The sequence below is a fragment of the bacterium genome (assembly GCA_028821235.1).
Classification (GTDB): Bacteria; Actinomycetota; Acidimicrobiia; order Spongiisociales; family Spongiisociaceae; genus Spongiisocius.
Genome location: JAPPGV010000011.1, coordinates 57,391 through 70,808, shown reverse-complemented (window position 1 = coordinate 70,808; position 13,418 = coordinate 57,391). Strand labels below are relative to the sequence as shown.

Annotated in this window: 12 protein-coding genes; 9 read left to right on the top strand and 3 right to left on the bottom strand. The window is 67.8% G+C overall.

All coding sequences use genetic code 11. The features are described from left to right. Nucleotide 1 precedes the first annotated feature (1 nt). Genes gyrA through OXK16_00655 form a run of 3 tightly spaced genes read left to right on the top strand, consistent with a single transcriptional unit; the run spans nt 2 to nt 3,368 of the window. Entirely contained in the window at nt 2-2,458 is a 2,457-nt protein-coding gene (gene gyrA / locus OXK16_00665) for a DNA gyrase subunit A (GenBank protein MDE0374465.1), read from the top strand. Then, complete coding sequence (locus OXK16_00660; GenBank protein ID MDE0374464.1) at nt 2,455-2,910, top strand: DUF3566 domain-containing protein; 456 nt, start codon at nt 2,455-2,457, stop codon at nt 2,908-2,910. The genes gyrA and OXK16_00660 overlap by 4 nt, the downstream gene beginning before the upstream one ends. Then, a complete protein-coding gene (locus tag OXK16_00655) occupies nt 2,910-3,368 on the top strand; it encodes a DUF3566 domain-containing protein (protein ID MDE0374463.1) in 459 nt (152 codons plus the stop codon). Before OXK16_00660 ends, OXK16_00655 begins: the two co-directional genes overlap by 1 nt. Nucleotides 3,369-3,387: 19 nt before the next feature. Here the strand turns inward: OXK16_00655 and OXK16_00650 are convergent, their stop codons facing one another. Both OXK16_00650 and OXK16_00645 read right to left on the bottom strand, forming a co-directional pair. Further along, nucleotides 3,388-4,086: a hypothetical protein gene (locus OXK16_00650; protein MDE0374462.1), complete on the bottom strand. Its 699-nt coding sequence runs from the start codon at nt 4,084-4,086 to the stop codon at nt 3,388-3,390. Between the two features lie 44 nt (nt 4,087-4,130). Continuing rightward, nucleotides 4,131-4,271, bottom strand: coding sequence for a hypothetical protein (locus OXK16_00645; protein MDE0374461.1), 141 nt, complete (start codon nt 4,269-4,271; stop codon nt 4,131-4,133). A gap of 374 nt (nt 4,272-4,645) precedes the next feature. Here OXK16_00645 and OXK16_00640 point away from each other — a divergent pair, with 374 nt between their 5' ends. After that, nucleotides 4,646-5,335 carry a DNA alkylation repair protein gene (locus tag OXK16_00640; protein MDE0374460.1) on the top strand — a complete coding sequence of 230 codons (690 nt, stop codon included), beginning with the start codon at nt 4,646-4,648 and terminating at the stop codon, nt 5,333-5,335. Between the two features lie 96 nt (nt 5,336-5,431). On the opposite strand, the gene OXK16_00635 is transcribed toward OXK16_00640, so the two are convergent. After that, nucleotides 5,432-6,361: a hypothetical protein gene (locus tag OXK16_00635; GenBank protein ID MDE0374459.1), complete on the bottom strand. Its 930-nt coding sequence runs from the start codon at nt 6,359-6,361 to the stop codon at nt 5,432-5,434. Nucleotides 6,362-6,498: 137 nt separating this feature from the next. Between OXK16_00635 and OXK16_00630 the strand changes: the two genes are divergently transcribed. The 5 genes from OXK16_00630 to OXK16_00610 all read left to right on the top strand — a co-directional run bounded on the left by OXK16_00630 (nt 6,499) and on the right by OXK16_00610 (nt 13,380). Beyond that, a complete protein-coding gene (locus OXK16_00630) occupies nt 6,499-8,577 on the top strand; it encodes an ABC transporter ATP-binding protein (protein ID MDE0374458.1) in 2,079 nt (692 codons plus the stop codon). A gap of 159 nt (nt 8,578-8,736) precedes the next feature. Beyond that, nucleotides 8,737-10,710 (top strand): ABC transporter substrate-binding protein, encoded by a 1,974-nt coding sequence (locus OXK16_00625; GenBank protein ID MDE0374457.1) that lies wholly within the window; start codon nt 8,737-8,739, stop codon nt 10,708-10,710. A 37-nt stretch (nt 10,711-10,747) separates the two neighbouring features. Further along, nucleotides 10,748-11,722 (top strand): ABC transporter permease, encoded by a 975-nt coding sequence (locus OXK16_00620; protein ID MDE0374456.1) that lies wholly within the window; start codon nt 10,748-10,750, stop codon nt 11,720-11,722. After that, nucleotides 11,719-12,585, top strand: coding sequence for an ABC transporter permease (locus tag OXK16_00615; GenBank protein MDE0374455.1), 867 nt, complete (start codon nt 11,719-11,721; stop codon nt 12,583-12,585). Before OXK16_00620 ends, OXK16_00615 begins: the two co-directional genes overlap by 4 nt. A gap of 117 nt (nt 12,586-12,702) precedes the next feature. Further along, a complete protein-coding gene (locus tag OXK16_00610; GenBank protein MDE0374454.1) occupies nt 12,703-13,380 on the top strand; it encodes a DUF433 domain-containing protein in 678 nt (225 codons plus the stop codon). The last annotated feature ends 38 nt before the right edge of the window (nt 13,381-13,418 follow it).

The window sequence follows — 13,418 nt, the reverse complement described above, 5'->3', positions numbered from 1 at the left end:
CGTGCCGGAACTCGAGACGGGACGCGCCGCCCCCCACCTGGCGGTCGACATAAACGACGAGATGTCGAAGTCCTTCGTGGACTACGCCATGTCCGTGATCGTGTCACGGGCGCTCCCGGACGTGCGGGACGGGCTCAAGCCGGTGCAGAGGCGGATCATCTATGCCATGGACGACATGGGGGTGAGGCCGCGGAGCCCCCATCGCAAGTCGGCCACGGTGGTGGGGGAGGTGATCGGCAAGTACCACCCGCACTCGAACGACGCCATCTATGACGCCCTCGTCAGGATGGGTCAGTCCTTCTCCCTCCGCTATCCCCTCATCCATCCGCAGGGCAACTTCGGCACGACCGACGATCCGCCGGCGGCGATGCGCTACACGGAGTGCAGGCTGGACCGGCTGGCCGCGGTGCTGCTCGACGGCATCGACGAGGACACGGTGGACTTCGCCGACAACTTCGACGGATCCGAGCAGGAACCGGTCGTGCTGCCGGCCCGCTTCCCCAACCTGCTGGTCAACGGCTCGCAGGGCATCGCGGTCGGCATGGCCACCAACATCCCGCCCCACAACCTGGGGGAGGTCATCGACGCCTGCCTGTTCGGGCTGGACAACCCGGATGCCGGTCCCGAGGAGTACCTGTCGATCGTCAAGGGCCCCGACTTCCCCACGGGCGGCTACGTGATCGGGACCAAGGGCGTGAAGGACGCGCTGGTGTCGGGGCGGGGCTCGGTCCGGATGCGAGCGGTCACCGACGTCGAGCCGATCCGCAAGAACCGCACCGCCATCGTGGTGACCGAGCTGCCCTACCAGGTGAGCCAGGATCGGGTCATGGCCCGGATAGCCAACCTCGTCCAGCAGAAGACGCTGGACGGCATTGCCGACCTGCGCAACGAGTCCTCCGCCCGCGTGGGGGTGCGGCTGGTCATCGAGCTCAAGAAGGACGTCAACCCCAAGGTGGTGCTGAACAACCTGTTCAAGCACACCAACCTGGAGGAGAACTTCGGCGTCAACGCGGTGGCCCTGGTGGACGGCGTGCCGCGCACCCTCAACATCGCCGAGCTCGTCCAGTACTTCCTCGATCACCAGATGGAGGTGATCGAGCGGCGCACCCGCTTCCGGCTGAAGCGGGCGCAGGCCCGCGCCCACATCCTGGAGGGGCTGATCGTGGCGGTGGACAACATCGACGAGGTGATCGCGGTGATCCGGGGGAGCGAGGACGTCAACTCGGCCCGGTCGGCTCTCATGGACCGCTTCCCGCTATCGGAGATACAGGCTCGAGCCATTCTGGACATGGCCCTGCGCCGCCTCACCTCGCTGGAGACCGCCAAGCTTCGCGACGAACTAGCCGAGCTGCAGCGGCTGATCGACGAGCTGACCACCATTCTGGCCGACCCGGTCCGGCGCCGCGCCATCATCGCCGACGAGCTCCAGGCGACCCGTGAGACCCACGGAGGCGCTCGCCGCACCCAGGTCATGCCGGCCGAGTCCGAGCTGTCCCTCGAAGACCTCATCGCTGACGAGGAGATCATCGTCACGGTGTCGGCCACGGGGTACGTCAAGTCGGTGGCGGCGAACGCCTACCGGGCGCAGGGCCGGGGCGGGAAGGGCGTGAAGGCGGCGGCGCTGCGCGGCGACGACTACCTGACCCATGTGATCCACACCACCGCTCACTCCTACCTCCTGTTCTTCACCAACCGGGGCCGGGTCTACCGGGTCCGGGCGCACGAGATCCCCCGCAAGGCCCGTACCGCCAGAGGGGTCCTTGCCCACAGCGTGCTGCCGCTGGATCCCCAGGAGCGCATCGAGGCGATCGTGGACACCCGCGACTACGAGTCCTACCGCTACATGGTGATGGTGACCAGGAAGGGGAAGGTCAAGCGCACCGCCTTCCGGGAGTACGACAGCCGCTACGCCCGGCTGGTAGCGATCCGGCTGGCCGATGACGACGAGGTGGTGACCGTTCATTCCACCGACGGCAAGAGCGACCTGCTCCTCTTCACGCGCCGGGGGATGGGGATCCGCTTCTCGGAGGACGATGTTCGCGCCCGGGGCAGGGCCACCCAGGGCGTCATAGGGATCCGCCTCAATCCGGGGGATGAGGTGGTGGGAGCGGCCGCCACGCTGGAGGGCGACGACATCCTGCTGCTGACCTCGGGGGGTTTCGGGAAGCGGGTGCGGTCGGCGCTGTTCAAGCGCCAGGCCAGGGCCGGCAAGGGCGTCAAGGCCATGAAGCTCACGAAGGTACGAGGGGAGATGGTGGGCGCCCGGGCGGTTACTCCAGGGAGCCAGGTGATGATCGTCTCCACCGGTGGCGTCGCCATCCGCACCGCCACGGACTCGATCAGCCGCCAGAGCCGTATCGCCAGCGGCGTCAAGGTGATGAACCTGCCTGGCGGAGCCAGCGTCGCCAGCTTCGCCCCCGTTCCCATGGACACCGGCCTCTCCACCGAGGCGAAGTGACCGAGGCGCGTCTGGGGGCCTGGTCCGCCCCGCCCACCACGCAACGCCGGGTTCGCCGGATTCTCCGCAAGTTCGATCCCTGGACGGTCATGAAGGTGTCCGCAGTCCTGTCCGCGCTGGCCGCACTCGGGCTGGTGCTGCTCTCGGTGATGCTCTGGGCGGCAATCTCCCGGCTCGGCCTCGCGTCCGCCTTCGACGAGGCGGCCGCCCGGGTGGCGCTGATCGAGCCCGGCGAGTCCCTCTTCAAGACGGGCGGTGAGTACCTGCGCGGCATGATCCTGCTGGCGGCCAGCTGGATGGCTGTAACCACGGCCACCCTGACCGTGGGGGCGGTGCTGTATAACCTGCTCGCGGACCTGGTCGGGGGGATCGAGTTCACGGTGCTGGAGGAGGTGCCGGTGGATACCTCCCGGCACGAGGCCGGGCGAAGACCACTCGTCGGAGGGATTTGATGGCGACCGTGCGGCGGGTGCGGCGGGTGATCCGCAAGTTCGACCCGTGGACGGTGTTCAAGGTGTCGCTCCTGCTGCACGTGGTATTCGCAGCCGCCACCCTGATCGGCCTGCTCCTCATGTGGTCCCTGGTGGAGAGGGCCGGCATTCCCGCCTCGCTCGACCGGTTCCTGATCACTATCAGCCTGGTTGACGAGGGCTCGGTCTTCTTCGACAACGGCAGCCGGTTCACCCGGGTGGCCATCTTCTTCTCGGTGGTGTTCGGGGCGGCGATGACCCTGCTGACCACGCTGGCGGCGGTTTTCTACAACCTGACTTCCGACGTGGTGGGCGGCGTCGAGGTGGTCATGCTGGAGGAGACATTGCAGGTTCCGGCGCCACCGATGCCCGATCCTCCGGGTCCCGACCCGGACGTGTCACCCGAGGACTCCGCCGAGATGCCAACCCTGGCCAAGTGACCGCTGCCGGGCCGATCACCTAGGCGCCGACGAAGCGGGCCACCTGCATGCCGGCGTCCTGGGCCAGCCGCACGAAGACCCCGTCCGGATCACCGGGCCCGCCGGCGCCGGCCGGGTAGGCGCCCCGCGCGGCGGCCAGGATGGCCGCGCCGAAGCACACCGCATCGAGGAACCTCCCCTCGTCCGAGACACCGTGGACCAGGGATCCGCCCCCTTCGGCGTCACGGAACTCGAGATCGACCCGCACCGCCCTCCACGCCGAGTCGGTCGGGGCCGGGCAGCATGCCACATCCCGCCAGGGAAGGGGGTTCTCTCCCCATCCGGCCCACAGGGACCCGACCGGGTCGGGAAAGGTGACCGCCCGTCCGGCCTGGAGGGGCCGGCCCGCCACGGTCCACGCCAGGCGAGCCTTGAGGGGCTCAGCCGACCGCGGGAGCATCGACAGGGCCAGCGCGGCGGCCAGGCCCGCCCCGCTCCCGGCTCCACCGACGATCGTGGCGTCGGGGTCCGCGGCAAAACGAGGCGGTAGGTCGGCGGCTGCCACCACCGGGAGGCCGAGATCGCAGGCCTCCTCGACCAGCGGGCGCGAGGCGCCGGTCACAGCGTCAACGCCGAGCACGTCCCAGCCCGCCAACGAGCCGGGTGGCCCGACGGAGTCCGGGCCGGTTGGCAACCGTCCGACCTCGATACCGGCGACGGCCTGGAGCACCCGGATCAACCGGTTGCTCCGGTCGCCTTCCGTATGGAGAGCGATTCGACGGGTCACTGGTGGTGCGCTGTCGGGTGCCAGGTCCCGGGTGTGGCCGGGGGCTTCGTGTAGGCCGAGGCGCGCAACCTCCAGGAAGTGACCGCGGCGGCTGCTGTCGCCAGCAGGACCACCGCCAGGAGCGTCCGGAACTTCATGGCCGAGAGTCTACGAGTTGCCGGATCCAAGTTGGAAGCGAGGGGTCGGATCACGGGAGCGGGCAAGGGGGTTCAACGTGTCATAACCTTGCTATAGGTTGCCTGTTGTCAAGCACCACCACCGGCCGAAGGCTCCCGCCGATCGGTTCGGTCGGACCGGAGGGAACATACAGGGCTTCATGGAGCGAGCCGCCGAACCCCGCACCTGGCCGGGGCATGGCCGACCACGCTCCGAACCACGGTGGCGGCGGCGGGGGAGGGCCCGGCGGGTGGCGCCGGGCTGGCGCGATTTTCGCGTTCTCTCCTGTTCTGGGGCGCTGGAGCGGGGGGTCATCATCCGGGGCCGGCATCGCCGCCTGCCACAATCCCGCCGTGTGGACGCATCCCTGAGAGGCGATCTCATCGCCCGCCTCGCCGCCGCCGGAGATCCCCACCGGGCGGAGGGCCAGCAGCGATACATGAAATCGGAACTTCCCTTTCACGGGGTCCGGGTTCCCGAGGTGCGGCGCCTGACCGGGGCGGTCGTCAGAGACCATCCGCTGACCGATCCCGATACCTGGGAGACGACCGTGCTCGGGATATGGCGGGCGGCCACCCATCGGGAACAGCGTTACGGGGCCATCGAACTGGCCTACGCCGTGGCCTATCGGGGGTGGCTGCGGCCGGACCGCCTTTCGATGGTGGAGGAGATGGTCGTCACCGGTGCCTGGTGGGACTACGTGGATCAGCTGGCCGGCAAGCACATGGGCCACCTGCTCGCCACCTACCCGGAGGACGTCCGCCCGGTCCTGCTCTCGTGGGCGGAGGACGACGACATATGGCGGCGCCGGACCGCAATCCTCGCCCAGCTCAGGTTCAAGGACCGTACCGACCCGGGCCTCCTGTTCGCCGTGATCGAACCTTCCATCGCCCGCAGGGAGTTCTTCCTGCGCAAGGCGATCGGATGGGCGCTGCGGGAGTATTCGAAGACCCGCCCCGGCGCGGTGACCCGCTACGTAGAGGCCAACCGCAGCCGGCTCTCAGCCCTCAGCAGGCGGGAGGCCATGAAGGCGCTGGGTTCCTAGCGGCCAGTGGCATGTTGCGACTCGGGAGGCAGTCGAGTCCCTTGTGGCCCTCGAGGCTGTGGCGGTGTCGTCTCCTCCCTGGGTCACCACCGACCGCTAGACGGGGTCGAAGTCGACCGTGACGCCCTCGTAGATGCGGTCGTAGTAGCCGCCGCCATCCAGGTAGTCGGGATTCCATGACTTGGCTCCGGACGCGTCCCTCCGGTAGATGAACGGCGATCGATGCAGTCTCTCCCGGTGGAACCGCCCGTCGGGTCCGGAGGGGATGTCGGTTCCGTCTCCGTAAAGCAGGAGACCTCCGTCGGCGTAGACCTCGTGCTGAGGGTCGACATCGCGGTACTCATGGCTGGCGTTGATCAGCTTGTGCCCGAGCTCATGGGCGACGGTCTTCCAGGAGTTGGCCCTCGCCAGATTGGTAAGGGTGATGACACCCCGCAGATGGCGCGGGATCGTGTCCCGGTGCGAGTAGCCCGGGAAGGACAGGGCGTTTGTGGCAACGGTCTTCAACTGCCAGGTGCGCTCGTCGATCCGGTCGTGGAAAGACATGAAGACGTCCTCGAGGACCACGAGATGTATCCTGCGATCGTGCTCCGGTCCCTTGCCGATCACGCTCTCGAACACGGCCAGAGCACCGGACGACAGCCTGGACGGCCGCTTCTGGCGCTCCTTGTAGAGGTTGGCGTAGCGACCACCGGGCAGTTCCGATCCCGGCGCCTCAGCATGGAGGACGAGCAGCTCCGGGTCGACCGGCCCGGTCCGGACCGAGACGACAGCGAACTGAACGCCGACCTCACCGAAGATCCGGCGGGCCTCCGCCACGCCGTCGAGCACCATCTCGAGCCCCACTTTCCGCCGGTGGGCCGGTTCCAGGTTGGCCGGATAGGAGATGCTTATGTCAACGGTCGCCCGGCCGTCCTCCAGGTCGGCGTTGAAGGACTCCAGGTCGATCGGCGCCGGGACCCCCCACGTGGATCGGTCCCGCGGGCCGTCCCCGGTCTGTGTAAGTTGGCCGCCATGAACGGACATGGGTGTCCTCGTACCTGTCGACGAGTGCGTCGGGGCCATCCTACGTCGGGCCGGGCGCTCGGACCGCTCCGGCGACCGCCGGACAACCAGCGGGGAGCTGACCGGTCGCCCGCGCCCGTCCGCGGGGGGTGGAACGGATGACCACCGCGACCGCCGTGGGACCTCGTAATCCGTCGCGGGACACCACCGCCGCCGGCGCGAACCTGCTTGACATCGAGAACCTGGCGGTCCGCTTCGAACTGCCCACCGAGACGATCCGGGCGGTCAGCGGCGTGAGCCTCACTGTCGCTCCCAGCGAGACCTTCGCCCTGGTCGGCGAGTCGGGGTCCGGCAAGAGCGTGTCGATGCTCGCGGTCATGGGACTGCTTCCCGCTCCCCCCGCGTTCGTTTCGGGGTCGATCCGTCTCGAGGGCCGCGAGATCATCGGTATGCCGGCCAGGGAGTTGAGGCGCATCCGCGGCCGGGACGTGGCGATGGTCTTCCAGGAGCCGATGTCCTCCTTGAATCCGGTCCACCGGGTCGGCCGCCAGATCGGCGAGAGCCTCCGGATCCATCGGGACTTCACGAAGGCTGCGGCCCGGCGACGGGCGATCGAGCTCCTCGACCGGGTCGGCATACCGTCCGCATCCTCCCGGGTGGACGACTACCCGCACGAGTTCTCGGGGGGCATGCGCCAGCGGGCCATGATCGCCATGGCCCTGGCATGCGAGCCCAAGCTGCTCATCGCCGACGAACCGACCACGGCCCTCGACGTGACCGTCCAGGCGCAGATCGTCGATCTGGTGCGGGAGGTCCAGGACGAGTACCGGCTGGCGGTCGTGTGGATCACCCATGACCTCGGCGTGGTGGCGGAAATAGCCGATCGGGTGGCGGTCATGTACGCAGGTCGCATAGCCGAGACCGGTTCGGCCCATGCGATATACCGATCGACGCGCCATCCGTACACTTCCGGCTTGCTGCGCTCCATCCCCCGGTTGGACCGGCCTGTGACCACCCGCCTGGCCGAGATCCCGGGTTCGCCCCTGCGCGTGGCCGAGGAGCTGAGAGGATGCCCGTTCGACGCCAGGTGTCCCCTCGCGGGGGAGGGGTGCAGCGAGGCGCTTCCCGAGTTGGAGGATGTGGGCGCCGACCGCCACGGCTCGGCCTGCATACACCATCACGAGATGAGCGACTCGTCCGACCTGTGGTCCGAAGGATCCGTCACGGGGGAGCAGACGATGTCAGGGGAGGGCGGGGACGTGGTCGTCTCCATCCGGGGGCTCCGCGTGCACTTCCCGGTGGTCCGGGGACTGCGCCGGTCCGGCTCGGGGGTCATACGGGCGGTGGATGGAGTGGACCTCGACGTGCGCCGCGGCCGGACCCTGGGCGTGGTCGGGGAGAGCGGGTGCGGCAAGACCACGCTGGGTCGGGCCCTGGTAGCGCTGGTCAGGCCCACCGAGGGGACGATCGATATCGAAGGGAACCCGATCGACCACCGGAGCGGCAGGCACCGGAGGGTGGTGCAGATGATCTTCCAGGATCCGTTCTCGGCGATGAACCCGGGTATGCGGGTGGGGGATGTGATCGCAGAGCCGCTGCGTATCCATAGGCTCGGGACGCCGGAAGAGATCCGGGAACGAGTGTCCGAACTGCTCGCCCAGGTGGGGCTTCCTACCGACGCCGGCCGGAGACACCCGCACGAGTTCAGCGGCGGGCAGAGGCAGAGGATCGCCGTGGCCCGCGCCCTGGCCGCCGACCCAGAGGTGATCGTCTGCGACGAGCCGGTGTCGTCCCTGGACGTCTCGGTCCAGGCCCAGGTGGTGAACCTGCTGGCCGACATACAGGCGGCCACGGGCATGGCGCTCGTGTTCATCGCCCATGACCTGGCGGTGGTGCGCCACGTCTCCCACGAGGTGGCCGTCATGTACCTGGGCGAGATCGTCGAGCGCGCCCCGCGCGACCAGCTCTACCGGGAGCCGCTCCACCCGTACACGAAGGCACTCCTCGCCGCGGTTCCCGCGCCGGAACCGGGCGTCCTCGACGCCGGAACACGCACCCGGCTCGTGGGGGACCTGCCCAGCCCGGAGGATCCTCCGGCAGGGTGCCGCTTCCACACCCGGTGCCCGGTGGCGGTGGAAGGCCTGTGCTCGACGATCGAACCGGCTCTCACCGAAGCCGCCCCCGGTCGATGGGTGTCCTGCCACCTGGTGAATCCTCCTGGGCAGCAGCGACCCTAGGCACGCGGGAGTTTCCGGGCGTCAAGCCCGGACAAGGTGCCCTCTGGCCGACCCTACGGCCAACCGTTGGGCTACGCTTGGCAGGCTGATGGAAGCCGGGCCGACGAACCAGTTGTTCGTCCGGCGCGGCTCCCGCGTGGGGGAGAAGGGATGACAACAATGCGAAGGTTTGCATCATCGAAGGCGTTGACTCTCGTCCTCATGCTCGGCCTGATGGCAGCGGCGTGTGGCGGCGAGGACACGTCATCGGAGGAAGTGAGCGCGGCGCAGGCGCAGGCTGCAACCGCCCAGTCCGAAGCTGCGGCCGCCCAGTCCGAGGCGGAGTCGGCTCAGGCGGAGGCCGAAGCGGCGGCATCGGCGCTGGCCCAGGCCCAAGCCGACCTGGAAGCAGCCCAGGCTGCGGCCTCAGCAGCCATGGAGGGCGACGAGGCCTCCCAGTCGGCGTTGGCCGACGCGCAGGCAGCCCTCGAGGAAGCCGAGCAAAGGGCTGCGGCGACGGCTGAAGCCTCCGAGGAGGCGGTGGCCGCCGCGGAGTCGGCTCTCGCTGAGGCCGAGCAGATGCTCGACGAGGCGATGATGGAGCAAGAGGCCGCCGCAGGACCGGTAACGGTACGGGCGGCGATCACCGGCGACGAGGCAACCCTCAACCCGTACACCTACATCAGCGGCTTCCCCGGATGGAACCTGCTGATGCTCCAGTACGACTCGCTCATGCAGCTCGACGCCGCCGGCATCCCACAGCCGTGGCTGGCGGACACCGTCTCCGTCAACGCGGACCTGACCGAGTACTCCTTCACGATGGTCGAGGGCGTCACCTGGCACGATGGGCAGCCCTTGACGGCGCACGACGTGGACTTCAGCGTCGACTACTACATCAACAACGTGGAGGCCAGCCGGTTCGCCCGGGACCTCAGGGGGGTCGAGGACCTCGTGGTGACGGGCGACTACAGCGCGACCTTCGTGCTCGGTAGCCCGAAGGCCGGCTTCGAGCTGGCCGCCCTCGCTGACATTCCGATCATCCCGCGCCATGTGTGGGAAGGAGTCGAAGTGCCGTCCGAGCACGACTTCGGCGCTACCAACATCGGGACCGGTCCGTACAAGCTGGTGGAGTACGTGGAAGGACAGAGCTACCGCTTCGAGGCCAACCCCGACTACTTCCGGGGCGCACCGGCGGTCGAGGAGCTGGTGGTCATAGTCTTCGCCGACGACGCCGGCGCCCAGGCCGCCATCCGCACCGGTGAGGTCGACGTGATCTTCGAGCGCATACCTCCGGAGCAAATCCCGCTGCTGGACGCCCAAGATCCGCTGGACATCGCCCTGGGACCCGAGTTCACCACCCAGATGATCAACTACGACGCCTCGAAGCGCCCCTTCGACGACGTGGCGGTACGCCAGGCCATCAACCTGGCCATGGACCGCCAGGACATCGTCGACACGGTGTTCCTCGGCGCGGCGACGGTGGGGAGCCCGGGCTGGATACATCCCGAGCATCGGTCCTTCAACCCGTCGATGATCCCGGTGCACGACGTGGCCGCGGCCAACGCTCTGCTCGACGAGGCCGGCTATGCCGACAGCGACGGCGACGGTGTGAGGGAGTTCGACGGACAGCCCATGTCGTTCGAGATCATCACCAACGCCCCTGACTCGCTCCGGCTGCGGATAGCCGAGTTGACCGTGGAGATGCTGGCCGACATCGGCATCGAGACCTCTGTGGCGGCCGTCGAGACCGGGACGTGGGAGCAAGCTGTGTGGCCGGAATTCAACGTCAACAACGGGCGCAACTACGACATCGCCATGTGGGGCTGGTCGGCGCCCGTGCAGGCGGATCCGCTGCGCCTCCCGCAGTTGGTCGCCAGCATTCCGATGGGCGGGTTCCTGAACCTGACCGGTTACGCCAGCGCCGAGATGGATGCGCTCTCGGCGGCGCTACCCGTCGAGTCCACCGAGGCGGGGCGCATCGCCATCCTGCTTCGCATGCAGGAGATAATCGCCGAGGAGTTGCCCTTCGTGTTGCTGCTGTATCCCGACGGTGCATACGTGTACGACTCGAGCGTCTACTCGGACTGGGAGTTCATCGCCGGACAGGGCATCGTCAGCAAGCTGTCTCTGCTGCCGCCATCCGCGCGCCCGTAGCCACGCGCATCCGCGTGCGTGGGGGTGAGTTGACGGGTTGAGACGGCGTCTCGACGTCCGTCGGCTCACCCAGTACGGGGTGGTCGTCGTGGTGGCGGTCACCCTCAACTTCCTGCTGCCCAGGCTCATGCCGGGCAACCCCCTCGTCCTCATCGCCGGGGTGGATGTCGGCCTGCTGAGCCCTGATGAGCGGGCGGAGATCGTGGCGCGGGTGGGCCTGGACGTTCCCCTCTGGAAGCAGTACCTCCGCTACTGGGGAGACATATTCACCGGGGACTTCGGGTACTCGTTCCGCTCGAGCCGGCCCATCGTCGACATGATCTGGGATCGGCTCCCATGGACCTTGCTGATCACGGGGTTGTCGCTGATCGTGTCGGCGGTGGCCGGGGTGATCCTGGGGGCGATCTCGGCGTGGCGGAGAGGGACCAAGACCGACCTGGGCATGCTCTCGGGGATGATCTCGATCGAGTCCCTACCGTCCTTCTGGCTGGGGATGTTGCTGATTTCGATCTTCGCCGTCCAGTGGGGCCTCCTGCCGTCGTCTCATGCGGTGACCCCCGCTTCCGGTCTTGCCGGGTGGGCCCACATGTGGGACATCGTCAGCCATGCCATCCTGCCGGTGGTCACCCTGTCGATCCTGGCGACGCCCGGCGTGTACATGACGATGCGGTATTCGATGCTGGAAACGTTGGGGGAGGACTACATCCGCACCGCTCGCGCCAAGGGCGCCGGCGAGCGGCGCGTGCTGTTCGGACACGTCGCTCGCAACACGATCGCACCGGTGGTGACGGTGCTCGCCCTCCGGATCGGGTTCGCTTTCGGAGGCACGGTGATAGTCGAGACGGTGTTCACCTACCCGGGACTGGGACGCCTCGTGTTCGAAGCGGTGTCAGGGCGTGACTATCCGGTGATGCAGGCGGCCTTCCTGGTGTTCACGGCGGCGGTGCTGGTGGCGAACCTCGCAGCCGATCTGCTGTATCCGCTGATCGATCCGAGGACCAGGACCTCATGACGGTTGCCGACAGCCGTGAGGGGGCGGCGCGGCGCACCGCCCGGCGGCGTTCCCGTATCCCCACGTTGTTCGGGCTGACGGGTGGGCTCATCGTGGGGGTCCTCGTGTGCGGAGCGGTGTTCGCCCCGTGGCTGGCGCCCTACGACCCGACCGAGCGGGTGGCGAGACCCTTCCTATTCCCCAGTTCGGAGCACCTGCTCGGCACGAACGACATCGGCCAGGACCTGCTCTCGGAGATGATCTTCGGGGCACGCGTGTCGTTGACGATCGGGATAATCGCGGCCGCCGTCGCCCTCCTGATCGGAACTGCCGTCGGGGTCGTGGCGGGTTACTACCCGAAGCGTTTGGGCTCGGCCATGATGCGTGGTGTCGACGTGATACTGATCCTGCCGTTCCTGCCCCTGCTGATCGTGCTGGCCGCCTATCTCGGACGGAGCCTGCTCAACACGATCCTGGTGATAGGCGTGCTCATCTGGGCCGAGCCGGCCCGGATCATCCGTTCGCAGGTCCTGTCTCTGCGGTCGAGGGAGTACGTGCTGGCGGCCCGTTCGATGGGGGCGCCTGACCGCTGGACCATTCTCCGGCACATCGTCCCCCGGACGGGGTTGCTGGCCACGGGATCGTTCGTCCGGGCGGTCTCGAACGCGATACTGCTGGAGGCCGCCCTCAGCTTCCTCGGTCTCGGTGATCCCATCCAGAAGAGTTGGGGCTCGACCCTGTTCTGGGCGCAATCCAGAGGCGCCTTCCTGACTCCGGCCTGGAAGTGGTGGGTGCTGCCGCCCGGATTGCTGATCATGCTGGCCTCGCTCGGCTTCGCCCTGATCGCCTTCTCCCTGGAGGAACGGATCAACCCGCGGCTGTAGGCGGGCGGCCAGTGGTCGGCGGTTCAGCAGGAACCAACGGCGAGTAGCGCGCTCGGAACATACTTCTAACAGGCGCCTGGGAAGGCTACGGTCAGCGAGTTCATGGAGGAGCGAAGGATGATCTCGCTGCTGGCCCGGCCTACATACAGCCTTTCTGAAGCGGCGCGGCTGCTCCGTATAACGCCGTCGAAGCTCCGCTGGTGGCTGGAGGGCGCAGTTCGGGGGGAAAAGCGATATCCACCTGTCCTTCGCAGTGAGCCCACGGGCAACTCGCAGGTCTCGTGGGGGGAGTTCATCGAGGCGGCATACCTGCGTGAATACCGTGCTCACCTACCCCTGCAAAGGCTCCGGCCTCTGAGGGAGGTGCTCAGCCGGGAGTTCGACACCCGGTTTCCCTTCGCCATCTCGAGGCCCCTGATAGCAGGCCAGGAGCTTGTTTCCGATATGCAGGTGAGGCTCGGGATTCCCGAGGAGTTGTGGATGGTGGTGGGTTCCGGGCAACTGATGCTGAGCGAGGCGGCACAGACCTTCTGTAGCCGCGTGGAGTTCGATCCGGCAACGGACGAGGCCATGCGCTATATCGTGATGGAAGCCGCTGAACCCGTGTATGTGAACCCGCGCCTATCGTTCGGCATCCCGACCGTGAGGGGAGTCCGTACCGAAGTCATAGCGGAGCTGTCACTCGCCGGCGAACCGCGCTCGGCGATCATCGACATCTACAGGGACTATGGAGTCACGGGGCAGGACATCGACACGGCAGTCGACTTCGAGACGCAGTTTCTCAGGGCTGCGTGAATTGAGCGCTGGAACTGCCCCAACGGGCGCGCCGAGAC